This window comes from Pseudomonas sp. H9 (assembly GCF_004353925.1).
Classification (GTDB): domain Bacteria; phylum Pseudomonadota; class Gammaproteobacteria; order Pseudomonadales; family Pseudomonadaceae; genus Aquipseudomonas.
This window is the reverse complement of record NZ_SMOK01000027.1, coordinates 169,842-192,084: the sequence shown is the minus strand read 5'-3', so window position 1 is coordinate 192,084 and position 22,243 is coordinate 169,842. Positions and strand designations below refer to the sequence as shown.

The following is a 22,243-nucleotide window of genomic DNA, read 5'->3' as shown; positions in this document are numbered from 1 at the left end:
CGAAAAAGGCGATCATTATAGGCCCAGAAGCGCGCAGCATGAAACGAAGATGACATGTGGCAGGGGAATTACCTGCAAAAGCCCTGACTTACACAATTTCCTACGGTAGGAGCGGGCTTGCCCCGCGATAGCGATCTGTCAGTCACATCGTATCGCGGGGCAAGCCCGCTCCCACCGAGCTCTGCATTCCGTCAGTTGAACAGTACTGCGGTTTTTTGCAGGGTCACCCAGATGCCCCAGGCCAGCGGAATCCCTACCGCCAACCAGGCGGCGATCACCAATGGCAGGCTGCCCGGCGCTGCATGCCACTCCAGCACACGCGCGTTGCCCTGGTCATGGCCCAAGGCCTGTTCAGCCGCCAATTGTGCGTCGGTCATGAAGTGCTTGTCGGCCACCGGGCGCACCAGCAGGTTGCAAACAAAGCCCAGCACCAGCAGGCCGGCAAGGATGTACAGGGTGATGTCGTACACCGCAGCACGCTCAACGCCCAGTGCCAGCTGATACTCACGCAGATAGGTGATCAACACCGGCCCCAGCACGCCAGCCGCTGCCCAGGCAGTCAGCAGGCGACCGTGAATGGCACCGACCATCTGCGTACCAAACAGATCCGCCAGATACGCCGGCACAGTGGCGAAACCGCCGCCATACATCGACAGAATGATGCAAAACGCCGCCACGAACAGGGCGATGTTGCCCAAATGGCCCATGTTCGGAATCAGCGCATACAGCGCTACACCCAAGGCGAAGAAAGCGAAATAGGTGTTCTTGCGGCCGATATAGTCGGAGAACGAAGCCCAGAAAAAGCGCCCGCCAATGTTGAACAGGCTCAACAGGCCGGTAAACCCGGCAGCAATGGCCGCGATCTGGGTCAATTGCACGGTGCTGAGTTCGCTGAAGCTCAGGTCATTACCCAACAACTTGCCAGCAAACACCTCCTGCAACAGCGGCGAGGCCATGCCGAGAATGCCAATACCTGCCGACACATTCAGGCAAAGCACCAGCCAGATCAGCGCGAACTGTGGGGTTCTCCACGCCACACTCACGTGCACGTGACGGTGGGTGATCATTGCATTGCTGGCCTTCTTCAACGGCGCGGCCCAGCCTTCAGGTTTCCAGCCGGTGGGCGGCACACGGTAGGCCAAGGCACCGCCGATCATGAACACAAAGTAGATGCCAGCCATCACCACAAAACTCTGCCACACGCCGACACTGTCCGGGGTGGCAAAGTGGTTCATCAACGCTGCGGCCAACGGTGCGCCAACCATCGCGCCACCGCCAAAGCCCATGATGGCCATGCCGGTAGCCATGCCGCGCTTGTCGGGGAACCACTTGATCAGGGTCGAAACCGGGGAAATGTAGCCAAGGCCCAAGCCAATACCGCCAATAACACCCGACCCCAGCCACATCAGCCACAGTTGGTGGATGTAAATGCCGTATGCCGACATCAGCAAACCACAACACCAGCAAAGCGCCGACACCACCCCGGCCTTGCGCGGCCCGGCATGCTCCAGCCAACCGCCCCATACCGCAGCAGAGCAGCCAAGGAACACGAAGAACAGCGTGTAGATCCAGCTCAACATCGAGATCTGCCAGTCGCACTCGCTGCTGAACAAGCGGGCGAAGAAGCCCATGTCAGGTGCACAGGCAACCGGCGCGGTGATGCCAATCGCTTGCGACAACGGCAACCAGAACACCGAGAAGCCATAGGCCATACCAATGCACAGATGAATCGCCAAGGCCGCTGGCGGCACCAACCAACGGTTAAAGCCCGGCGCGGCAATGATCCGCTCCTTGACCAGAAAACCCGGGCCGCCAGTGAGCGCGCCAGCCGTGATACTGCTGTTCATTATTGTGTTCCCTTCAAAGAGATGGTCAGCTCACGGCTCTCGACCTTGGCCCATCGGCAACTGATCGTTTTTGGCACAACTGCCCTACAAATTGCGACATTTCGCCACAGCAGGGCCTGTGAGCGGCGCAAGAGTAGCATTAGCCTCCCAGTTTGAAAGCAAACTGATATCGTCAATTACCGGGAATCTGAGGCTTACGCGCAAGGAACTGCCATGCCTATCGCTGTCGAAATCCTGACCACCGCAGGTCAGTGACAGCGGCAATATCCGGCAATGTTGCAGGAGAACTCCGTAATAAGCCGTGCTTGTCCCCAGTGGCAACATGCACAGCGCTATACTCTGCGGCTAAATTTTGAATCGGACTACAAGGACTCGCCCATGAAAGCGTTCGGCAAAATCCTGGGGCTAGTGCTTCTCGGGTTGTTGCTGATCATTGTGGCTCTGGGTTTTGCCCTGACCCACCTCTTCGATCCCAACGACTACAAAGACGAGATTCGCCAGCTTGCACGCGACAAAGCCCACGTCGAGCTGACGCTCAATGGCGATATTGGCTGGAGCCTTTTCCCTTGGCTGGGGCTGGAATTGCATGAGGCCAGCATTGCCACACTGAACAACCCGAAAGTGCCGTTCGCCGACTTGCAGATGCTTGGTTTGTCGGTACGCGTGCTGCCGCTGTTGCGCCGTGAAGTGCAGATGAGCGATGTGCGTGTCGAAGGCCTGAACCTGATCCTGAGCCGCGACGAGCAAGGACATGGCAACTGGGAAGACATCGGCAAGCCGCTGCCGACCGCCACCGCAGCGACCACTGACAGTACAGCGCCCGCCCCTGCCAGCGATACCAACACCAAAGCCGAAAGCAAGAGCGACAGCAGCGAGCGCCCGGTCAAGCTCGACATCGACAGCCTGACGGTAAACAACGCCCGCGTTCAGTACAGCGATGCCCGCACCGGCCAGACTTTCGGCGCCGAAAGCATCCAGCTGAGCACCGGCGTGGTGCATGAGGGGGTGAACATCCCACTGAAAATGACTGCGTTTGTCAGCATGGGTCAGCCGGTTCTCAAGGCCCGCACCGAACTTGTCGGTGAACTGCGCTTTGACCGTCGCCTCAAGCGCTACCAGTTCGAAGACATGAAACTCAGCGGTGAAGCGTCCGGCGAACCACTGCAAGGCAAAACCCTGACCTTCGCGGCCCAGGGCCAACTGCTGGCCGACCTTGCCGCCAACGTTGCTGAATGGAACGGCCTGAAACTCTCTGCCAACCAGTTGCGCGCCCTTGGCGAGCTGAACGTGCGTGAGCTGGACAAAACCCCGCAATTGAGCGGCGGCCTGTCTATTGCTCAGGTCAACCTGCGCGCCTTCCTCGACAGCGTCGGCGTGACGCTGCCAGCCACCACTGACGCCACCGCCCTGAGCAAGTTCGAAATGGTCAGCCGCCTGCAAGGCAGCCCCAACAGCCTGGCCCTCGAAGACTTGGCGGTAAAACTCGACGACAGCGCCTTCAGCGGCCGCCTGGCCATTGAAGACTTCGCCAAGCAAGCCCTGCGCATCCAGCTCAAAGCCGACAAATTCGACGCCGACCGTTACTTCCCGGCCAAGAGCGAAGCAGCAGCCAGCGCTTCGGCGGCGCGTCAGGCCGAGGTCAAGAGCAAGGAACAAAGCGCCCTGGCCAGTGCCGGTAACACCCCACTGCCCGACGCCCCGACCCAGGAAGCCTGGAGCAACGACAAGCTGTTGCCGGTCGATCGCCTGCGTCAGCTCGATTTGCAGGCTGACCTGAGCTTCGGTTTGCTGACCCTGGAAAAACTGCCGATCGAGAACGCCCACCTGAAAACCCAGGGCCAAGGTGGTTTGATCACCCTCGAAGCGCTGCGTGGCGGCCTCTACGATGGCAGCTTTGAAACCAAAGGCACCCTGGATGTGCGCCCGGCAGTACCGCAGATTGGCCTGAACACCAAGGTCACCCGTGTACCGGTCGAGCACTTCATCAAGAGCCAGACCGAAACCCCACCAGTCAAAGGCCTGCTGACCCTGAACAGCGACCTGACCGCCACCGGCAACAGCCAGAAGGCGCTGGTCGAAACCCTCAACGGCAACGCCAGCTTTGTCATCAACGACGGCATCCTGGTCAACGCCAACCTTGAACAGCAACTGTGTCAGGCCATCGCCACCCTCAACCGCAAATCCCTGAGCGGCGAACCGCGCGGCAAAGACACACCGTTCCAGGAGCTTAAAGGCAGCCTGGTGCTGCGTAATGGCGTGGCTACCAACCCTGATCTCAAGGCCCGCATTCCCGGCCTGAGTGTCAATGGCCATGGCGACCTCGACCTGCGCGTGCTGGGCATGGACTACCGGGTGGGCGTGATCGTCGAAGGCGACAAGCGCGACATGCCCGACCCGGCCTGCCAGGTGGGTGAACGCTATGTCGGCCTTGAACTGCCATTGCGCTGCCGTGGCCCGCTGGAGCTGGGCGCCAAGGCCTGCCGTCTGGACAAAGACGGCCTGGGCAAAGTCGCCGCCAAGCTTGCGGGCGACAAAGTCAGCGAGAAACTCAGTGACAAGATCGACGAGAAGTTAGGTGACAAGGTGAGCCCAGAAGTCAAAGACGCGCTCAAGGGGCTGTTCAAGAAATGAGCCCCGAGCAGTTTTCCAGCGCGGTGCTGGAGTGGTACGACCGGAACGGCCGTCATGACCTGCCCTGGCAACAGGGCATTACCCCGTATCGGGTGTGGGTTTCCGAGATCATGTTGCAGCAGACTCAGGTGAGCACGGTGCTCAACTACTTCGGCCGCTTCATGGAGGCTTTGCCGACCGTGCAGGCCCTGGCCGCAGCGCCAGAAGACGAAGTGCTGCATCTGTGGACCGGCCTGGGTTACTACACCCGGGCGCGCAACCTGCAAAAAACCGCGAAGATCGTCGTCGAGCAGTATGGCGGCGAGTTTCCGCGTGATGTCGAGAAGCTCACCGACCTGCCCGGTATCGGTTTGTCCACAGCTGGCGCGATTGCCAGCATCAGCATGGGCCTGCGGGCGCCGATCCTCGACGGCAACGTCAAGCGCGTGCTGGCCCGCTATACCGCTCAGGAAGGCTACCCGGGCGAACCGAAGGTGGCTAAAGCGCTGTGGGCCAATGCCGAGCGCTACACGCCGCACCAGCGCGTCAACCACTACACCCAAGCGATGATGGACCTGGGCGCCACGCTGTGCACCCGTAGCAAACCCAGTTGCCTGCTGTGCCCGCTGCAAATCGGCTGCGAAGCGCACATGCTTGGCCAGGAGATCCGTTACCCAATACCCAAGCCGCGCAAAGAGCTGCCACAGCGCCGCACGTTGATGCCACTGCTGGCAAACCGTGAAGGTTCCATTCTGCTGTACCGTCGCCCCTCTACGGGGCTGTGGGGCGGTTTGTGGAGCCTGCCGGAACTCGACAGCCTGGATCAGCTTGAAGACCTGGCTGAACAGCACGGCCTGAACCTTGGCGTACAGCAGGCACTTGATGGCCTGACCCACACTTTCAGCCATTTCCAGCTGGCCATCGAGCCGTGGTTGGTCCGGGTCGATGACACCCGGGCGCACGTGGTCGAGCCCGACTGGCTCTGGTATAACCTCGCCACCCCGCCGCGCCTGGGCCTTGCCGCCCCGGTGAAAAAGTTGCTGAAACGCGCGGCCGACGTATTGCTTACAGGAGAGCCGCGATGACCCGCACCGTAATGTGCCGCAAGTACAAAGAAGAACTGCCAGGCCTGGACCGTCCACCGTACCCAGGCGCCAAAGGCCAGGACATCTTCGAGCACATCTCGCAGAAGGCCTGGGCCGACTGGCAGAAAGAGCAGACCATGCTGATCAACGAGAAGCGCCTGAACATGATGAACGCCGAGGACCGCAAATTCCTCCAGGGCGAGATGGACAAGTTCTTCTCCGGCCAGGAATTCGAAAAGGCCGAAGGCTACGTTCCGCCTAGCGAATAACCCCCGAAAAACGTAAGCGACGGAATTAATTTAAAAAATTTTCAAAAAAAGTTTGACGTAACCCTGAAAAAGCCTTTTAATGCGCCCCGTTGCCCAGATAGCTCAGTCGGTAGAGCAGGGGATTGAAAATCCCCGTGTCGGCGGTTCGATTCCGTCTCTGGGCACCACTAATACCGAAACCCCTGAATCGCGAGATTCAGGGGTTTTTTGTTTGCGCCGAAAAAAACGAGGGCCATTGACCGCCGTCAGTACGCGACTGGCACCTCGCCTTATGCTGCCTGTGGACACTTGAAAAAACCAACAGGCCCCTAATGACCGAAGAATCTACCGCCCTGCCTCTGCCTGCGCCGACCTCAGACATATCGGCGACCACCAGCCTGCCCCCTGCCCGCCCACGGCGAGCACGCACCACGCGCAAACCTGTCGACGCCGAGATCAGCACCATCAGCCAACAGCCAGCGGCGCTGAAGGTTGCCACTGCACCGCGCGGCTCCAACGAAGACAGCACCACCGCGAAGCTACCTGCCAGCTACCCCTACCGCACGCGCATGCGTCGCGCAGAATACGAAAAGGCCAAGCACGAACTGCAGATCGAACTGCTCAAGGTGCAAAGCTGGGCCAAGGAAACCGGCCAACGCATCGTCGTACTGTTCGAAGGCCGTGACGCAGCGGGCAAAGGCGGCACCATCAAACGCTTCATGGAGCACCTGAACCCTCGCGGCGCTCGCATCGTCGCCCTGGAGAAGCCCTCCGAGCACGAAAAGGGCCAGTGGTACTTCCAGCGCTACATCCAGCACCTGCCCACCGCCGGGGAAATGGTGTTCTTCGACCGCTCCTGGTACAACCGCGCCGGTGTCGAGCGAGTGATGGACTTCTGCACACCTCTGCAGTACCTGGAGTTCATGCGTCAGGCACCGGACCTTGAGCGCATGCTGTGCAACAGCGGCATCCTGCTGTTCAAGTACTGGTTCTCGGTGAACCGCGAAGAGCAACTGCGCCGCTTCATCTCGCGCCGCGATGACCCGCTCAAACACTGGAAACTGTCGCCCATCGACATCAAGTCGCTGGACAAGTGGGATGAGTACACCGCCGCCAAGGAAGCCATGTTCTTCCATACCGACACCGCCGATGCGCCGTGGACGGTGGTCAAGTCCGACGACAAGAAGCGCGCACGGATCAATTGCATCCGCCACTTCCTGCATTCGCTCGACTACCCCGGCAAGGACCTCAGCGTGGCCCACAAGCCCGATCCGCTGCTGGTTGAGCGCGCGGCACGGGTGCAAGCCGAAGAAGACCGTGGCGAGCCGCTACAGCCCGCCTGAGCGAAGCCGTCGGCTGCACTTGGGTTTCTTTGCCAACTAGGCTTCAATACGCAAAATTTTTCGACTCAGGGTTCACCGATGGCTTCCAACAGCAAACAACAGAAACGCGCCAAACGTGCCGCCGCCAAGGCACGCGAGAACCGCATGGTGCGTAGCGGCCAGGCGGTCAAAAGCTCCGGCGAAAGCTCCAGCGCCAGCGTCGAGCAGGTGTTCAACAAAGCCATGGAATCGGGCAGCTACAACGCCCTGTTCGAGAAGATGAAACAAGCCCAGGAAGGCGGCCTGGTGCCGCTGATCTCGGTGTTCCTGGTTGATCCGTTGCTGGCCCTGGTACTTAAAGGCCACAAGGAAGAGCACGCCACTGACTACATCGTCATGGTCTTCACCGCCTACCGCAAATGGCTGGACGGTGCCGATGAAGACACCACCATGGCCTGGCTGGAAAGCGACGAGTTCCAGGCGGCTTATGTCTCGGCCTCCGAAGCGGTGGCCAAGGTACAACAGAAGCAGTTTGGCTGACTTCAGGAACCTATCGCGGGGCAAGCCCGCTCCCACAGTGGACCACTTGTAGGAGCGGGCTTGCCCCGCGATCAATCAGCTCTCCAACACCACACGCCCAGCCGCCTCGGCCTTGCGCTTACGCGCCACCAGCAGCCCCGCCGCCACCACAGCAATCGACAGCAAGCCGGTCGCCACGATCTCGATGCGATGATCCGGACGGATCAGCATCACGGTCAGAATGGCAACAATGAACGCGATGGTCGCCCAGGTCAGGCCCGGGAACAGCCACATCTTGAACGCGATCTTCTCGCCCCGCGCCATGCGCTGACGGCGCATGCGCAGTTGCGACACAGCAATCACCAGGTACACCAGCAAGGCGATAGCGCCAGAGCTGGCCAGCAGGAACTCAAATACCGCAGCAGGCGCCACGTAGTTGGCAATTACAGTCAGGAACGCGGCGGCGGTCGACAGCACCACGGCAACGTACGGTGTACCGCTGGAGGTGGTGCGCTGAGCCACAGCAGGCGCATCACCACGCTTGCTCAGGGAGAAGAGCATGCGCGAAGAGGTGTACAGCGCCGAGTTCAGGCAGCTGGTTACCGCGATCAACACCACGATGTCGACGATCAGCTTGGCGTTAGGAATGCCCATAAAGTTGAGCACGGTCTGGTACGAACCAACTTCAGCCAGGTCACTGTTGTTCCACGGCACCAGCGCCACGACCAGGAAGATCGACACGAGGTAGAACAGGAAAATCCGCCAGATCACCGAATTGGTGGCGCGGGAGATCTGCTTGCCCGGATCCTTGGATTCAGCAGCAGCAATGGTAACGATCTCGGTACCCATGAACGAGAACATGGTAGTCAGCATGGCGGCCAGCACCGCTCCCAGGCCGTTAGGCATGAAGCCTTGGGTGTCGAACAGGTGGCTGACACCGCTGACCTGGCTGTTGGGCAGGAAGCCGAACACTGCAGCTACACCCAGCACGATGAAGCCAATGATCGCGACGACCTTGAGCAGCGCAAACCAGAACTCGAATTCACCGTAGTTCTTCACACTGAACAGGTTGGTGGCGGTCAACAGCAGGGTAATGACCAAGGTAAACACCCAGATCCCGACTTCAGGGAACCAGGCATGCAGAATGGTTGCGGCGGCGTTAGCCTCCAGCGGGATCACCAATACCCAGAACCACCAGTACAACCAACCGATGGTGAAGCCGGCCCAATGGCCGATGGCCTTGTCGGCATAGGTGGAGAACGAACCGGTGTCGGGCGAGGCAACTGCCATCTCCCCGAGCATGCGCATCACCAGCACCACCAAGGTACCGGCAGCAGCATAGGCCAGCAGAACGGCTGGGCCGGCTGCCGCGATGGCATGGCCCGAACCTACGAACAGACCGGCGCCGATCACGCCAGCAATGGACAGCATAGTGACATGCCGCTGTTTGAGCCCCTGAGCGAGGTCATTGGAATTGTGCGTACCGCTCATAAAACTACCTTTGAAAGGAGTGGCTTTCTGAATCCTGTTTCGTCAGGTGCACCCTTTAGAAAGAGTGCTACATCCTGTTGCCGGGTAGTCAGGCAATAAGCGCGCCAGCGATATGACCGTTCGTATGAAATATCTGACAGCCTCGTGCAACAAGGCTTACAGGCCTTTCTGCCAGGCGTTGGCCGAAAGCCCCTCAAAAATCCGCAGAAATGCACAATTACTGAAATACTCACTTACAAATGCTTGGGTGCACCAAATCCTTCCAGCGGTAACACCTTCTGCACAACCTCAGGGCAAAAAGGCGCAACCTCAGGGCGCAACCTTTCACCGCATTCACCCGCCAAAGCTGTCTTAAAGGTCATAAACAACTTCCCAGCACCGGCCAAAACTGGCACCATCGCGCCTTTTTTCATCAAGGCTCCGGCCCTGGAAAGGACGGTAAGTGGTCATCCGCGCGACAGTCCGCTGCAGCGATGCGACACTCACCCTCCTGGCAACCCCTTGCCCCTCCCGACCTTGTTGGCTGTCATTCCGCCGCTATGCTAGCTTGGCGCTCGCCAAGAACGGCCGCCAACGGCAGGAGCGCACCAGAACACATGAGGACCGCACATGGCTGAGGCCACGCCCGCGCTGGAAATCCGCAACCTGCACAAACGCTACGGCGATCAGGAGATTCTCAAGGGCATCTCGCTGACTGCACGCGATGGCGATGTGATCTCGATCCTGGGATCCTCCGGCTCCGGCAAGTCCACTCTGCTGCGCTGCATCAACCTGCTGGAAAACCCGCACCAGGGTCAGATTCTGGTGGCGGGTGAAGAACTGCGGCTCAAGCCCGCAAGAAACGGCGACCTGGTGGCAGCCGATAACAAGCAGATCAATCGCCTGCGCAGCGAAATCGGCTTTGTGTTCCAGAACTTCAACCTCTGGCCGCACATGAGCATCCTCGACAACATCATCGAGGCCCCCCGCCGCGTACTCGGCCAGAGCAAGGCCGAAGCCATCGAGCATGCCGAAGCGCTGCTCAATAAAGTCGGCATTCATAACAAGCGCCACAGCTACCCGGCTGAACTGTCCGGTGGTCAGCAGCAGCGCGCCGCCATTGCCCGCACCCTGGCAATGAAGCCGAAAGTCATTCTGTTTGACGAGCCAACCTCGGCACTGGATCCGGAAATGGTCCAGGAAGTGCTTAACGTTATCCGCGCCCTCGCCGAAGAAGGCCGTACCATGCTACTGGTTACGCACGAAATGAGCTTTGCCCGCCAGGTGTCCAGCGAAGTCATCTTCCTGCACCAAGGGCTGGTCGAAGAGCAAGGAACGCCGCAGCAGGTTTTTGAAAACCCGGTCTCGGCACGTTGTAAGCAATTCATGTCCAGCAACCGCTAACGGAGCAACACGCATGCAGACCTATAAGAAATTCCTCCTGGCCGCTGCCGCCACGCTGGTGTTCTCGGCCAATGCAATGGCTGCCGAGAAACTGAAGATGGGCATTGAGGCGGCCTACCCGCCGTTCAACAACAAGGACGCCAGTGGCCAGGTTGTTGGCTTCGACAAAGACATCGGCGACGCTCTGTGCGCCAAGATGAAGGTCGAGTGCGAAGTGGTCACCTCCGACTGGGACGGCATCATCCCGGCCCTGAACGCCAAGAAGTTCGACTTCATCGTCTCTTCGCTGTCGATCACCGACGAGCGCAAGCAGGCCGTCGACTTCACCGACCCGTACTACTCGAACAAGCAGCAGTTCATTGCGCCGAAAAAGGTCGACTTCAAAACCGACAAAGCTTCGCTCAAAGGCAAGACCCTGGGCACCCAGCGTGCCACCCAGGCGGCTACCTGGCTGGACGATAACGGCGGCATGGACGGCGATTTCAAAGTCAGCCTGTACGACACCCAGGAAAACGCCTACCTCGACCTGACCTCCGGCCGTGTCGATGCCCTGCTGGCTGACAAGTACGCCAACTACGACTGGCTCAAGTCCGAAGCGGGCAAGAACTACGAGTTCAAAGGCGAGCCAGTGAACGAAAGCGACAAGGTCGGTATCGCTGTGCGCAAAGGTGACGACGAGCTGCGCAACAAGCTCAATGCTGCCCTGAAAGAAATCGTTGCTGACGGCACCTACAAGAAGATCAACGACAAGTACTTCCCGTTCAGCATCTATTGATTCGCCCCGACCGGCATTGCCTGCAGGCGATGCCGGTCCCTTGAACAAACCTGCCCATGAATATTGATCTCTACGGATTCGGTCCGGCCTTGTTGGCCGGGACGCTGATGACCGTCAAACTCGCGTTGTCGGCCCTGCTGCTGGGGCTGGTACTGGGGCTGCTCGGCGCCCTGGCCAAGACTTCGCCGTACAAACCCCTGCAAATGCTCGGCGGTTTCTACTCCACGCTGGTGCGCGGTGTGCCCGAGCTGCTTTGGGTGTTGTTGATTTACTTTGGCACCGTCAGCCTGATGAACCGGCTGGGCGAAGCCCTGAATATCCCTGGCCTTGAGCTCAACGCCTTCGCTGCTGGCGTTATCGCTCTGGGCTTGTGCTTCGGTGCCTACGCCACTGAAGTCTTCCGTGGCGCGATCCTGGCCATTCCCAAAGGCCACCGTGAAGCGGGCCTGGCACTGGGCCTGTCAAAAGGGCGGATTTTCTCCAAGCTGATCTTGCCGCAAATGTGGCGCATCGCCCTGCCCGGCCTTGGCAACCTGTTCATGATCCTGATGAAAGACACCGCACTGGTTTCGGTGATCGGCCTGGAAGAGATCATGCGCCACTCGCAGATCGCCGTAACGGTAACCAAGCAGCCGTTCACCTTCTACATGGTTGCTGCAGTGATCTACCTGGGGCTTACCATCTTGGCCATGACCGGCATGCACTTCATGGAAAAACGTGCCGCACGCGGCTTCGCGAGGCCTAACCAATGAATTGGGAAGTCATCATCAAGTGGCTGCCACGCCTGGCTCAAGGTGCCACGCTGACTCTGGAACTGGTCGCCATCGCTGTGATTGCCGGTTTGATCCTGGCCATCCCGCTGGGTATCGCCCGCTCCTCACGGCATTGGTATGTGCGCGCCCTGCCTTTCGGCTACATCTTCTTCTTCCGCGGAACACCGCTGCTGGTGCAGCTGTTTCTGGTGTACTACGGCCTGGCCCAGTTCGAAGCCGTCCGTAACAGCGCCCTGTGGCCCTACTTGCGTGATCCGTTCTGGTGCACGGTGCTGACCATGACCCTGCACACCGCCGCCTACATCGCCGAGATTCTGCGCGGCGCATTGCAGGCCGTACCACGCGGCGAAATCGAAGCGGCGCGGGCGCTGGGCATGTCCAAGGCCAAAGCGCTGTTCTACATCATGCTGCCGCGCGCTGCGCGCATCGGCCTGCCAGCCTACAGCAACGAAGTGATCCTGATGCTCAAGGCCAGCGCCCTGGCCAGTACCGTAACGCTGCTGGAGCTGACCGGTATGGCGCGGACGATCATCGCCCGTACCTACTTGCCGGTAGAGATCTTCTTCGCCGCCGGCCTGTTCTATCTGGTGATCTCGTTCCTGCTGGTGCAGGCGTTCAAGCTGCTTGAACGCTGGCTACGCGTCGACGCCTGCCAGGGTCGCTGAACCTGTATAACGGGGCTATCACAGCCCCGTTTTCGTACCTGCCCATGACCACACCTCGCCCCCTAGAAAGTCACCAATTGCTGAGCCGTTTCCAGGCTCTGGACAGCTTTCTGCGCGAGCACCAGCAACTGTGGCGGCCACGTCCCTTCACCGAGCTGGCTTTGCCGTGGGAAGCCGAGCACCCGGCGTTGGCCACCTGGCTACGACAACGCTCGCTGAGTGAAGCAGAAGCAGCCCACAATCATCCCGAACAGTTGGATGCTCCGGCGCCCTTCCCAGCATTGGCACTTACCGCAATGCAGCTCTCCGAGGTGGGCGAGCTATCCACAATCGCTGTGCCCACAGCGAGCCACCGCCTCAATGTCGATGTACCAGGGCGCAAGTGGCAACAGATCGAAGCATTCGCCAGCCACCTGAACTTCAGCGCACATCCGCGCCACTGGCTCGACTGGTGTTCAGGCAAAGGCCACCTCGGGCGCCGCCTGCTGCAGGCCGACACACAACAGCTGACCTGCCTGGAGTACGACCCGGCCCTGGTCGAAGCCGGGCAGATACTCAGCCAGCATCACCAACTGGCCAGCCTGCATCACTTGCAGGACGTACTGGCCGAAGGCGCGGACCGTCACCTCAGCAGCGAACACACCGCCGTGGCCCTGCACGCCTGTGGCGACCTGCATGTACGCCTGATTCAGCTTGCCAGCCAGCAAGGTTGTCGCCAGCTGGCCATTGCGCCGTGCTGCTACAACCGTATCCGCGCACCGCACTACCAGCCCTTGTCCGTAGCTGCCCGCGCATCCAGCCTGCACTTATCGATCGATGACCTTGGCCTACCGCTGAGCGAAACCGTCACCGCCGGCGCACGGGTGCGGCGTCAGCGCGACGAGTCGATGGCCAGACGCCTGGGCTTCGACCTGCTGCAACGCCAATTGCGCGGCATCGATGAATACCTGCCGACACCGTCATTACCGGTGAGCTGGCTGCACAAACCCTTCGCAGACTACTGCCGCGACCTTGCCGCACTCAAAGACCTGCACATTCATCACGCCCCCGACTGGGACGCATTGCAGGCCAAGGGTTGGCAGCGCTTGGCCGAGGTGCGCAACCTGGAACTGCTGCGCAACCTGTTCCGCCGCCCACTGGAATTGTGGCTGGTACTGGACCGTGGCTTGTACCTGCAAGAGCAAGGCTATCGGGTACAACTGGGAGTGTTTTGCGAACAACCGCTGACACCGCGCAACTTGATGCTTCTGGCCGAACGCCAGTAGCCCACCACACCTGTGCGCAGCCTGTGGATAACTCTGTGGGCAACCTTTTGACAAAACCCTCAAAAACCTTGGATCCAAGCGCTCTCAGCGATTGATCGTTTTTTGCCCAGTGGTTTATAGCCAGCAAAAACAGCTATTTGCGCAAAGACCAACGGAGCGAATTGCGCCGATGTGTGGAGGGCATGGCTGGCATGCCCCTTGTGCATAAGCCCTGACGTGAATAGTGCTAAAGCGGCAAATCAAGCCAGTTTCAGCAAGCTCATACCGGCCAACAACAGCACCAGCCCGAGCCAGCCACGCCCTGCCAGACGCTGACCAAACAAGGCCCAGCCCATGGCGACCGTGGCGAGAATGCCAAACCCACCCCAAATGGCGTACGCCAGCGACAGTTCAATATCGCGAACAGCCTGCGCCAGCGCCGTAAAGGCTGCCAGCACACACAGAATCGAAGTAATCCCCAAACCACGCTTGCGGAAACCATCGGAATACTTGAGCAGCAGGTTAGCGACGACTTCCAGCGCAATGGCCAGGCCAAGCCAGGCAAACGGAATCCAGTTCATGCTTAGCATGGCAAGGCCTCCATGTTGCGCTCGGCAGCGGCGGGGCGAGTACCGGCCTTGATCAGCAAGATACCGGCGATCATCACACCCAGGCCCGCAGCCTTGAGCAGGCCCAGGCTTTCGCCCAGCCAGGTAACGCTGATCAGGGTGATCAACACAATGCCGATGCCTTCCCACAGCGCATAGGCAACGCCCACCGGCACCCGCTTGACCGCCAAAGCGAGGAAGAAGTAGGACAGGCCGATCATGGCGTACATCAAGCCATGGCCAACAACAGGGTGTTCAGTCGCGGCGAATTTCATCGACGCGGTGCCGATCACCTCAGCGGTGATCGCAATAAACAAATAGATCCAGGAACGCATGATGCCCTCCCACGGGCAGCAACAGACAAAAAGTAGAGAAAACGCTGCTTGTCGAGGGAGGCGCTACAGACCGCCGGTCCAGTGATTTTCACGGGAGACCAGACGAGAGGTGGGGAGCAGAAACGCTTTACTGTTCAACATAATGAACAGAAGATTAGCTCAAGGCATCGCCAAAATCAAATCGATAGAAACAGACTAATTAAATATCGCGTATCTAAAGCGTTATTCAGTTGAAACCCCTTAAAGCTTGCTGAAAGCTTCGTAAACTATATTCACCAACCACCTCCAGCCGGTGGGAGCGGGCTTGCCCCGCGATACGATGAACCTACCCGACCGATGTATCATCCACCGCCACAGCCCAACATCCGAAGGACCGGTCAACCCATGCAAAAGGCTTACAAGTGGCCTGCGGCGGCTCCATCGAACGCGTCCTTCTTCAAGACGCAGGCTTATAGAAAACGGAATTCCGCATGAAGACGCTACTACCCCTCGCTGCACTCACCCTGACCTTGGTCGGCTGCAGCAGCCCCTCGGCTGACTGGGATACCCCACAACCCCGAATGACCGGCGACAACGCCCCGCCATACCAGCCAACCATGCACTGCACTAAGAAGGGCTGCCATCAGGACAAACCGATGCTGTTCGACCCAACCAAGGCCGAACCCGACGCCACGACATTGCACCGCGGCTGGTAGGAAATAAGAGTTTGAAAGGAATGTTGCAGAAGTAGTTTACAGACGCAAACTGATCGCTATAATGACGCGCCTGTGCCGGTATAGCTCAGATGGTAGAGCAACTGACTTGTAATCAGTAGGTCCCGGGTTCGATTCCTGGTGCCGGCACCATACGCAGTAACAAAGAGGCTCACCGAAAGGTGGGCCTTTTTTGTTTGTGCCTGACACAACCTGGTAGGAGCGGGCTTGCCCCGCGATCACGGTTTGTCAGTCACACCGCATCGCGGGGCAAGCCCGCTCCTACACAGGTCGAGCAGCAAGCCGTTCGCGTACTGCCGCCAGTAGAGCCTCATCCTCCTCTGTCAACAGCACCTGTTTGAAGGGCAACTGGCCCCGCTCTGCAACGTAAAGCAGCACCTGAAGCATCAGCTCGGACGGTGTGAGGCCGTGTGCTTCTAGCACACGATAAGCTCGTGCCTTAAGGTCTTCGTGGATGTAAACATTGATAGACACCATGGTTCTGATCCCAAGTGGCGGGCAATTCTGTTTCGGTGGGAGCGGGCTTGCCGCGCGATAGCGGTGTGTCAGTCTCACCGCGATCGCGGGGCAAGCCCGCTCCCACAGGGCCGCTAGGCTAGGCCTTTGCGTCTCAGGGCTTCGTTGTCGATGCCATCGAGCACGGCATCTACCAAGCCTTTGGCCAGCTCGGCTGAGTGCAAGGTGGACCAGAGCAGGCCTTTCTTGGGCAGGCCATGGATGTGTTCGCAAGCCTGCTGGGCGGTGTCGTAGATGCCTTGCAGCAATTGCGAAACATGCACCAATGCGTCTTCGGCTTCGATGCCGTCACGTACGGTAAACAGAGGTGGGTGACCAGCGTCGCAGGCGCCGAAGGTGGTTGCGGCGGTTTTGCCGAACAAGGATTGCGGGGGATCGGGAACTATTTTTTTCATTGTGAAGCTCCTTCTGTAGTGGAGCTGTCACCGCTTGCGACCAAGCAAGTTGGGTGGCAGCTGTACGCAGGTTGGTCGACCGGGACAAAAGGCAAACCCGGCAGGCACGAATGCCTCCCGCGCACAGCGGCCATAACACGAAGACGCAGACGAAGACCGTCAGCATTCATGAATGAGAGCTTATGCATTTTGTTTGCTCGGGCGACCAAACCCGATCGCTGATTTTGCAGCGACGGGGGAAGCCTAACGTTCATCTTCGGGCGAGGCAAGCAGGCGAAGCACACCGGTGGGAGCGGGCTCGCCCCGCGATTGCGGTTTGTCAGGCACATCGCATCGCGGGGCAAGCCCGCTCCTACAGAAACATCACCCAATCGATGAGCGGTTAGGGCCAAGAATCAACAGGGCGGCATAATGGCATCGATTTTTCTTCAAGCCCCCGCCACCGTTGCGAGCCCCTTTTTAATGAACACCGAAACACGTTACTCGATCATCCTGGAACGCAGCGCCGAGGTGCTGCTCGAAAACGCGCTGATGGCTCAGGTGGAAGCATTCTGGGACGCCAATGACACCCGCTACTTCGGGCTACGCATGGAAAATGAGCACACAGCTCACGCGCGAGTCATGGTTACCGATGAAGTCCCTGACGATGACGCTGAGTGACAGCTGCCATCACACGCCTACAAGGCTTGCTGTGTAGGCGTGGGACTTAGGCAGGAACGGGTCAGATACGGAAGCTGCCCACCAGGTGTTTCAGGCGAGAGGCTTGCTGCTCCAGGTCGGTGCAGGCACGCAGGGTCGATTGCAGGTTTTCGACACCTTCCTGGTTGAGCATGTTGATCTCGTTGATGTCCATGTTGATCGCCTCAACCACAGCCGTTTGCTCTTCGGTGGCGGTAGCTACCGATTGGTTCATGCCGTCAATCTCGCCGATGCGCAGGGTCACGCTACCCAGACGCTCACCGGCCTGGTTGGCAATCTCGACGCTGTCTTGGCTATGACGCTGGCTCTGGCCCATGGTGTCAACCGACTCGCGGGCGCCAACCTGCAGCTCCTCGATCATGTTCTGTACCTGCTGTGCCGACTCCTGGGTGCGGTGCGCGAGGTTACGCACTTCATCAGCGACCACCGCAAAACCGCGCCCGGCTTCACCGGCCCGGGCCGCTTCAATGGCGGCGTTTAGCGCCAGCAGGTTGGTTTGCTGGGAAATGCTGGTGATCACTTCGAGGATCTGGCCGATGTTCACGGTCTTGCTGTTGAGCGTCTCGATGTGCGAGCTGGACGTGCTGATCAGGTCTGACAGGCGATTCATCGCCGCAATGCTGCGATCAACCACCTGCTGGCCTTCTTCAGCCAGGTGACGCGCCGAGCTTGCCTGTTGCGAGGCCTGGGCGGCGTTATGGGCGATCTCTTGGGCGGCGGCGCCAAGCTCGTTGATCGCGGCGGCGACGCTGTTGGTACGATTGGATTGTTCGTCGGAGTTGATCATCGACGAATTGGAGGCGCTCACCACTCGCAGGGCCACTTCGTTAACTTGCTCGGTGGCCGAAGAAACTTCTCGGATTGAGGTGTGAATACGTTCGACGAAACGGTTGAACGCACTACCCAGCGCACCGAATTCGTCTTGGCTGTGGATGGTCAGGCGCTTGGTCAGGTCGCCTTCACCTTCGGCGATGTCTTCCATGGCGCGAATCATCGTGTTCAACGGTTGCAGCAGTACGCGAATCAGCAGGCCGAGCAGGGTAATGATGATGGCCACCGCGATCAGCGTGGCAATGATCGCTGAGGTGCGGAAATCGCTGAGCATCGCATAGGCCTTGTCTTTGTCTACCGACAGGCCAACGTACCAATTGGCCGAAGGCAGCCCCTTGATCGGCGCAAAGGTCAGCAGACGCGGCTGGCCATCGACCTCGACTTCGGTCAGTTCACCCGACAGTTTCGGTGTGCGCTCGGGGTACAGGTCCGACAGCGACTTCATCACCAGCGTGTTGTCTGGATGAACCAGGATCTTGCCTTGGTCGTTGACCAGGAAGGCATAACCCATGCCGCCGATGTTCAGCGAGTTGATGATTTCCACCAAGCCGTCCAACGACAGATCGCCGCCGACCACACCGATGCTGGAGGAGACCTTGCTGAGGATGCCGATGACCATCTTGTTGGTGGTCAGGTCGATGTAGGGTTCAGTGAGTATCGCGCCGTTGGCACTCATGCCGTCCTTGTACCAAGGGCGAGTGCGCGGATCATAGCCATCGGGCATCGTGGCGTCTGGGCGAACACTGAAGCCGCCATCGACTTTGCCCAGGTAGACGGTGAGAAAGCTTGAGATCAGAGCATTCTGCCCCATCAGCGTCTCGGCGCTGGCGGGCTCCTGAGCAATGTTCTGTGCCAGGTTTTCCACCAGAGTGATCCGCCCGTCCAGCAGGTTCTTGATATTGGTGGAAGTCGATTTACCCATTTCAGCCAGGTAGTTTTCCAGGCTGGTGCGCGTCGCGTTGCGCTGCAGGTAGTCGCTGTACAGGGTGAACAGCGTAAAAGCGAGCATCACAATCAATGACGCGACTAGAAGGATTTTATGGCTGAAGCGAAGGCTCTTGTTCATGGCTTGTTGTATACATCTTCTACCGGGACAATTGATCGGTATCGGCCGCAGGCGAGTAAACCTTGAGCTACATGTAGGAGCGGGCTTGCCCCGCGATGCGATGTCCCTGACAAACCGCAATCGCGGGGCAAGCCCGCTCCCACAGCACGCCCGCTCCTACACAGGGCAGCCTTGAAATCTCTGGACCCTTCCGTTATAGCTAAAAAGGCATCCATAACGAAAAGAGGCAGAATCAGCCCGACATGAACGAGAACACACGTATCTTTCGCCACCAAGGCCCGTTTGCCGCGCTGTTCGGCAAGCCTTTCGGGCCCACCTTCGCCGCTGACCTTTCGCTGTCCAGCTCCCCGCTTTCGACGTTGTTCCACACCCTGTCGATTCCACCCCGCGACGCCCTGCTGGTGCACAAGCGCAAGCGCCCTGTCCCTCCGCCTGCTCGCTGACAACTGAATTTCTCGCTTTCCATCGCTCTGGCTTTCGCCGTTCAGGGCTGGAGACGCTTTGCATTTTTTTCAGTGTTTTCTAGCAGGAAATCTTATGACTATTCGTGTTGCCATTATCGGTGCCGGCCCTTCTGGCCTGGCGCAATTGCGTGCGTTTCAATCCGCTCATGCCCAGGGCGCTGCGATGCCCGAGGTGGTCTGCTTCGAGAAGCAGGCCGACTGGGGCGGGATGTGGAATTACACTTGGCGCACCGGCCTGGATGAGCACGGTGAGCCGGTGCACGGCAGTATGTACCGCTACCTGTGGTCGAACGGGCCAAAGGAATGCCTGGAGTTCGCCGACTACAGTTTCGATGAGCACTTCGGGCGACCGATTTCGTCGTACCCGCCGCGTGAGGTGCTGTGGGATTACATCCAGGGCCGGGTGAAGAAGGCCGGTGTGCGCGACTACATTCGCTTTAACACAGCGGTTAAGGCGGTACGCTTTGATGAGGCCAGCCGTACCTTCACGGTCAATGCCCACGACTACAGCCTCGGCCAGAGTATCGAGCAGGTGTTCGATTTCGTGGTGGTGGCGAGCGGGCATTTCTCTACCCCGCATGTGCCGGACTTTGCCGGTTTCGAGCGTTTTTCCGGGCGCATTCTGCATGCTCACGATTTCCGTGATGCGCTGGAATTCAAGGGCAAGGATGTGCTGATTGTCGGCAGCAGTTATTCCGCCGAAGACATCGGTTCGCAGTGTTTCAAGTACGGCGCCCGCTCCATTACCAGCGCCTGGCGTAGCCAGCCGATGGGTTACAAGTGGCCCAAGGGCTGGGAGGAGCGCCCGCAACTACAACGGGTGGAAGGCGATGTGGCGTTTTTTGCCGACGGCTCCAGCAAGCGCGTCGATGCGATTATCCTGTGCACGGGATATCAGCATCATTTCCCGTTCCTGCCCGATGAGCTTGCGCTGAAAACCAATAACCGCCTGTGGCCGTTGGGGCTTTATCAGGGTGTGGTGTGGGAGCAAAATCCACAGCTGCTGTACCTGGGCATGCAAGACCTCTGGTACAGCTTCAACTTGTTCGACGCCCAGGCCTGGTTCGCCCGCGACTACATGCTCGGGCGTATCAACCTGCCAAGCCTGACGGCAATGCGCAGCGACAGCGAGCAATGGCGCGCCGAAGAGCAAGCCCTGGAAACCACGGCGTCGATGTACGAATTTCAAGGCCGCTATATCCAGCACTTGATCGAGCAAACCGATTACCCGAGCTTCGACATCGACGCCGTCAACCGCATCTTCCTCAAATGGAAGTCGGACAAGAAGCAGGACATCATGGGCTATCGCGACAAGTCCTACCGCTCGGTGATTACCGGCACGGCGGCAGTGCCGCACCATACCCGCTGGCTGCAGGCCATGGATGACTCGCTGGCCGAGTACCTGCGCGAGACTTCAGCCAAAGGCGATGTCAAAACCTTGCGTCAGCACTAGGCTCTGTGGGAGCGGGCTTGCCCCGCGAATTCAGGCTTTGCTGCCGCGTTACAGCAAATCGCGGGGCAAGCCCGCTCCCACACCGTACTTTTCGAAAAAACCTAGGCCGCCGTTCCCTGCAACCAGTCACAGTAACGTGCAACACCCTGCTCGACCGTCAGCGTTGGTGCCTGATACCCCACAGCGCGCAAACGCTCGAGGTCGGCGCAGGTGTAGCACTGGTACTTGCCGCGTAAGTGGTCGGGGAATTCGCTGTATTCCAGAATGCCTTCAAGCAACGCCATTTCCAGCGACAGTGGTGGCTGATCTTGCTGTTCGCGCAGGCGGTTGATCACGGCCAGGGCTACGTCGTTGAAGGGCTGAGCACGGCCACTGCCGACATTGAAAATACCGCTCAACTGCGGGCGATCGAGGAAGAACAAGTTGACCTTGACCACGTCTTCCACCGAAACAAAGTCGCGCAGGTGTCCACCGCTGGGGTAGTCACCGTAACTGCCAAACAGGCTGACTTTGCCGTGGGCCTTATACTGGTTGAAGCAATGCATGGCCACCGAGGCCATGGCACCTTTGTGCTGTTCGTGCGGGCCATAGACGTTGAAGTAGCGCAGGCCAACCACCTGACTGCGGGCAACCGGCAGCTGTCGGCGTACTCGCTGGTCGAACAGAAATTTGGAGTAACCATAAACGTTCAATGGCCGCTCGCATTCGCGCTGTTCGCGAAAGTCCCGGCCGGCGCCATACACCGCAGCCGACGAAGCGTACAACAAGGGCACCTGCAGGCCTTGAGCCGACTCAAGCAAGTCGCGGCTGAAGCGGTAGTTGTTGTCCATCATCAGCCGCCCGTCACTTTCGACGGTGCTGGAGCACGCGCCCTGATGCAATACGGCGCGGACTTTACCGAACTGGCCACGGGCAAAACGCTCCAGGAAGTCGTCTTTGTCCAGGTAGTCGGCGATCTCGCTGTCAGCGAGGTTGGTAAATTTGTCGCCATCACGCAGGTCATCAACCGCGATGATCTCGGTTTCGCCGCGTTGGTTAAGCGCCTGCACCAGGTTGCTGCCGATAAAGCCAGCGGCGCCGGTCACGATAATCGTCATGCCATTTCCCCCTTTGAGGGTGCTGAGCCGTCAGTCTAAGCAGGGGAAACTGTACATAAATTAACCAGGATCAATAATTTTGCGCTTAGCCATGACGCTCGTCG

The 22,243-nt window shown here is 59.2% G+C and carries 22 protein-coding genes, 2 tRNA genes and 2 pseudogenes; 16 read left to right on the top strand and 10 right to left on the bottom strand.

Translation table 11 applies throughout. The features are described from left to right. Positions 1-191 precede the first annotated feature (191 nt). A complete protein-coding gene (locus tag E1573_RS21050; RefSeq protein WP_133216492.1) occupies positions 192-1,847 on the bottom strand; it encodes an OFA family MFS transporter in 1,656 nt (551 codons plus the stop codon). Positions 1,848-2,225: 378 nt separating this feature from the next. Here E1573_RS21050 and E1573_RS21045 point away from each other — a divergent pair, with 378 nt between their 5' ends. From E1573_RS21045 to E1573_RS21020, 6 genes are all read left to right on the top strand, one after another. Next, positions 2,226-4,478, top strand: coding sequence for an AsmA family protein (locus tag E1573_RS21045; protein WP_133216491.1), 2,253 nt, complete (start codon positions 2,226-2,228; stop codon positions 4,476-4,478). After that, entirely contained in the window at positions 4,475-5,542 is a 1,068-nt protein-coding gene (gene mutY / locus E1573_RS21040; protein WP_133216490.1) for an A/G-specific adenine glycosylase, read from the top strand. The genes E1573_RS21045 and mutY overlap by 4 nt, the downstream gene beginning before the upstream one ends. Further along, positions 5,539-5,811 carry an oxidative damage protection protein gene (locus E1573_RS21035; RefSeq protein ID WP_133216489.1) on the top strand — a complete coding sequence of 91 codons (273 nt, stop codon included), beginning with the start codon at positions 5,539-5,541 and terminating at the stop codon, positions 5,809-5,811. The genes mutY and E1573_RS21035 overlap by 4 nt, the downstream gene beginning before the upstream one ends. Positions 5,812-5,902: 91 nt before the next feature. After that, positions 5,903-5,978: transfer RNA gene (locus E1573_RS21030), tRNA-Phe, on the top strand. A 144-nt stretch (positions 5,979-6,122) separates the two neighbouring features. Continuing rightward, on the top strand, positions 6,123-7,133 hold the full coding sequence (gene ppk2, locus E1573_RS21025; protein WP_133216488.1) for a polyphosphate kinase 2: 1,011 nt from the start codon (positions 6,123-6,125) through the stop codon (positions 7,131-7,133). A gap of 78 nt (positions 7,134-7,211) precedes the next feature. After that, the gene (locus E1573_RS21020) at positions 7,212-7,652 is read left to right on the top strand and encodes a hypothetical protein (RefSeq protein ID WP_133216487.1); all 441 of its coding nucleotides are present in this window, start codon (positions 7,212-7,214) and stop codon (positions 7,650-7,652) included. Positions 7,653-7,727: 75 nt separating this feature from the next. On the opposite strand, the gene gabP is transcribed toward E1573_RS21020, so the two are convergent. Both gabP and E1573_RS21010 read right to left on the bottom strand, forming a co-directional pair. Further along, positions 7,728-9,122, bottom strand: coding sequence for a GABA permease (gabP, locus tag E1573_RS21015; protein ID WP_133216486.1), 1,395 nt, complete (start codon positions 9,120-9,122; stop codon positions 7,728-7,730). A 233-nt stretch (positions 9,123-9,355) separates the two neighbouring features. Further along, complete coding sequence (locus E1573_RS21010; RefSeq protein WP_133216485.1) at positions 9,356-9,535, bottom strand: hypothetical protein; 180 nt, start codon at positions 9,533-9,535, stop codon at positions 9,356-9,358. A gap of 196 nt (positions 9,536-9,731) precedes the next feature. Here E1573_RS21010 and E1573_RS21005 point away from each other — a divergent pair, with 196 nt between their 5' ends. From E1573_RS21005 to E1573_RS20985, 5 genes are read left to right on the top strand one after another with little or no spacing between them, the layout of a single operon-like run. Further along, positions 9,732-10,505 (top strand): ABC transporter ATP-binding protein, encoded by a 774-nt coding sequence (locus tag E1573_RS21005; protein WP_133216484.1) that lies wholly within the window; start codon positions 9,732-9,734, stop codon positions 10,503-10,505. Positions 10,506-10,518: 13 nt separating this feature from the next. Then, complete coding sequence (locus tag E1573_RS21000) at positions 10,519-11,280, top strand: ABC transporter substrate-binding protein (RefSeq protein WP_133216483.1); 762 nt, start codon at positions 10,519-10,521, stop codon at positions 11,278-11,280. A 56-nt stretch (positions 11,281-11,336) separates the two neighbouring features. After that, complete coding sequence (locus E1573_RS20995; RefSeq protein WP_133216482.1) at positions 11,337-12,032, top strand: ABC transporter permease; 696 nt, start codon at positions 11,337-11,339, stop codon at positions 12,030-12,032. Further along, positions 12,029-12,718: an ABC transporter permease gene (locus E1573_RS20990; RefSeq protein WP_133216481.1), complete on the top strand. Its 690-nt coding sequence runs from the start codon at positions 12,029-12,031 to the stop codon at positions 12,716-12,718. The genes E1573_RS20995 and E1573_RS20990 overlap by 4 nt, the downstream gene beginning before the upstream one ends. Before the next feature lie 44 nt (positions 12,719-12,762). Beyond that, positions 12,763-13,983, top strand: coding sequence for a methyltransferase (locus E1573_RS20985; RefSeq protein ID WP_133216480.1), 1,221 nt, complete (start codon positions 12,763-12,765; stop codon positions 13,981-13,983). A 239-nt stretch (positions 13,984-14,222) separates the two neighbouring features. Here the strand turns inward: E1573_RS20985 and mdtI are convergent, their stop codons facing one another. Together mdtI and E1573_RS20975 are read right to left on the bottom strand one after the other, a co-directional pair. After that, complete coding sequence (gene mdtI / locus E1573_RS20980) at positions 14,223-14,552, bottom strand: multidrug/spermidine efflux SMR transporter subunit MdtI (protein WP_133216479.1); 330 nt, start codon at positions 14,550-14,552, stop codon at positions 14,223-14,225. After that, on the bottom strand, positions 14,546-14,905 hold the full coding sequence (locus tag E1573_RS20975) for an SMR family transporter (RefSeq protein ID WP_133216478.1): 360 nt from the start codon (positions 14,903-14,905) through the stop codon (positions 14,546-14,548). The genes mdtI and E1573_RS20975 overlap by 7 nt, the downstream gene beginning before the upstream one ends. Positions 14,906-15,375: 470 nt before the next feature. Here E1573_RS20975 and E1573_RS20970 point away from each other — a divergent pair, with 470 nt between their 5' ends. Both E1573_RS20970 and E1573_RS20965 read left to right on the top strand, forming a co-directional pair. Continuing rightward, positions 15,376-15,600: a hypothetical protein gene (locus E1573_RS20970; protein WP_133216477.1), complete on the top strand. Its 225-nt coding sequence runs from the start codon at positions 15,376-15,378 to the stop codon at positions 15,598-15,600. 74 nt (positions 15,601-15,674) lie between these two features. After that, positions 15,675-15,750, top strand: a tRNA-Thr gene (locus tag E1573_RS20965). Positions 15,751-15,879: 129 nt separating this feature from the next. On the opposite strand, the gene E1573_RS20960 is transcribed toward E1573_RS20965, so the two are convergent. Then, positions 15,880-16,095 (bottom strand): type II toxin-antitoxin system RelB/DinJ family antitoxin, encoded by a 216-nt coding sequence (locus E1573_RS20960; RefSeq protein ID WP_133216476.1) that lies wholly within the window; start codon positions 16,093-16,095, stop codon positions 15,880-15,882. Between the two features lie 113 nt (positions 16,096-16,208). Further along, positions 16,209-16,529: a DUF6124 family protein gene (locus tag E1573_RS20955; protein ID WP_133216475.1), complete on the bottom strand. Its 321-nt coding sequence runs from the start codon at positions 16,527-16,529 to the stop codon at positions 16,209-16,211. Between the two features lie 462 nt (positions 16,530-16,991). Here E1573_RS20955 and E1573_RS20945 point away from each other — a divergent pair, with 462 nt between their 5' ends. After that, on the top strand, positions 16,992-17,189 hold the full coding sequence (locus E1573_RS20945) for a hypothetical protein (RefSeq protein ID WP_133216473.1): 198 nt from the start codon (positions 16,992-16,994) through the stop codon (positions 17,187-17,189). Positions 17,190-17,250: 61 nt separating this feature from the next. Here E1573_RS20945 and E1573_RS27300 read toward each other — a convergent pair. Next, positions 17,251-17,847, bottom strand: a pseudogene (locus E1573_RS27300) (methyl-accepting chemotaxis protein); the annotation flags it as partial. 261 nt (positions 17,848-18,108) lie between these two features. Continuing rightward, positions 18,109-19,068: pseudogene (locus E1573_RS27295) on the bottom strand (cache domain-containing protein); the annotation flags it as partial. A gap of 299 nt (positions 19,069-19,367) precedes the next feature. Here E1573_RS27295 and E1573_RS20935 point away from each other — a divergent pair. Together E1573_RS20935 and E1573_RS20930 are read left to right on the top strand one after the other, a co-directional pair. Then, complete coding sequence (locus E1573_RS20935; protein WP_133216471.1) at positions 19,368-19,568, top strand: hypothetical protein; 201 nt, start codon at positions 19,368-19,370, stop codon at positions 19,566-19,568. Between the two features lie 94 nt (positions 19,569-19,662). Beyond that, the gene (locus tag E1573_RS20930; protein WP_133216470.1) at positions 19,663-21,042 is read left to right on the top strand and encodes an NAD(P)/FAD-dependent oxidoreductase; all 1,380 of its coding nucleotides are present in this window, start codon (positions 19,663-19,665) and stop codon (positions 21,040-21,042) included. A gap of 101 nt (positions 21,043-21,143) precedes the next feature. Here the strand turns inward: E1573_RS20930 and rfaD are convergent, their stop codons facing one another. Continuing rightward, a complete protein-coding gene (rfaD, locus tag E1573_RS20925; RefSeq protein WP_133216469.1) occupies positions 21,144-22,139 on the bottom strand; it encodes an ADP-glyceromanno-heptose 6-epimerase in 996 nt (331 codons plus the stop codon). Between the last annotated feature and the right edge of the window lie 104 nt (positions 22,140-22,243).

Bases quoted from the DNA above. Each gene is read 5' to 3' on its own strand.
- mutY (WP_133216490.1), top strand. From the start codon at position 4,475: ATGAGCCCCGAGCAGTTTTCCAGCGCGGTGCTGGAGTGGTACGACCGG.
- gabP (WP_133216486.1), bottom strand. From the start codon at position 9,122: ATGAGCGGTACGCACAATTCCAATGACCTCGCTCAGGGGCTCAAACAG.
- E1573_RS20955 (WP_133216475.1), bottom strand. From the start codon at position 16,529: ATGAAAAAAATAGTTCCCGATCCCCCGCAATCCTTGTTCGGCAAAACC.
- E1573_RS20995 (WP_133216482.1), top strand. From the start codon at position 11,337: ATGAATATTGATCTCTACGGATTCGGTCCGGCCTTGTTGGCCGGGACG.
- E1573_RS20935 (WP_133216471.1), top strand. From the start codon at position 19,368: ATGAACGAGAACACACGTATCTTTCGCCACCAAGGCCCGTTTGCCGCG.
- E1573_RS20975 (WP_133216478.1), bottom strand. From the start codon at position 14,905: ATGCGTTCCTGGATCTATTTGTTTATTGCGATCACCGCTGAGGTGATC.
- E1573_RS20970 (WP_133216477.1), top strand. From the start codon at position 15,376: ATGAAGACGCTACTACCCCTCGCTGCACTCACCCTGACCTTGGTCGGC.
- E1573_RS21005 (WP_133216484.1), top strand. From the start codon at position 9,732: ATGGCTGAGGCCACGCCCGCGCTGGAAATCCGCAACCTGCACAAACGC.
- mdtI (WP_133216479.1), bottom strand. From the start codon at position 14,552: ATGCTAAGCATGAACTGGATTCCGTTTGCCTGGCTTGGCCTGGCCATT.
- ppk2 (WP_133216488.1), top strand. From the start codon at position 6,123: ATGACCGAAGAATCTACCGCCCTGCCTCTGCCTGCGCCGACCTCAGAC.
- E1573_RS20945 (WP_133216473.1), top strand. From the start codon at position 16,992: ATGAACACCGAAACACGTTACTCGATCATCCTGGAACGCAGCGCCGAG.
- E1573_RS20960 (WP_133216476.1), bottom strand. From the start codon at position 16,095: ATGGTGTCTATCAATGTTTACATCCACGAAGACCTTAAGGCACGAGCT.
- E1573_RS20930 (WP_133216470.1), top strand. From the start codon at position 19,663: ATGACTATTCGTGTTGCCATTATCGGTGCCGGCCCTTCTGGCCTGGCG.
- E1573_RS21035 (WP_133216489.1), top strand. From the start codon at position 5,539: ATGACCCGCACCGTAATGTGCCGCAAGTACAAAGAAGAACTGCCAGGC.
- E1573_RS21000 (WP_133216483.1), top strand. From the start codon at position 10,519: ATGCAGACCTATAAGAAATTCCTCCTGGCCGCTGCCGCCACGCTGGTG.
- rfaD (WP_133216469.1), bottom strand. From the start codon at position 22,139: ATGACGATTATCGTGACCGGCGCCGCTGGCTTTATCGGCAGCAACCTG.
- E1573_RS20990 (WP_133216481.1), top strand. From the start codon at position 12,029: ATGAATTGGGAAGTCATCATCAAGTGGCTGCCACGCCTGGCTCAAGGT.
- E1573_RS21050 (WP_133216492.1), bottom strand. From the start codon at position 1,847: ATGAACAGCAGTATCACGGCTGGCGCGCTCACTGGCGGCCCGGGTTTT.
- E1573_RS21045 (WP_133216491.1), top strand. From the start codon at position 2,226: ATGAAAGCGTTCGGCAAAATCCTGGGGCTAGTGCTTCTCGGGTTGTTG.
- E1573_RS20985 (WP_133216480.1), top strand. From the start codon at position 12,763: ATGACCACACCTCGCCCCCTAGAAAGTCACCAATTGCTGAGCCGTTTC.
- E1573_RS21020 (WP_133216487.1), top strand. From the start codon at position 7,212: ATGGCTTCCAACAGCAAACAACAGAAACGCGCCAAACGTGCCGCCGCC.
- E1573_RS21010 (WP_133216485.1), bottom strand. From the start codon at position 9,535: ATGAAAAAAGGCGCGATGGTGCCAGTTTTGGCCGGTGCTGGGAAGTTG.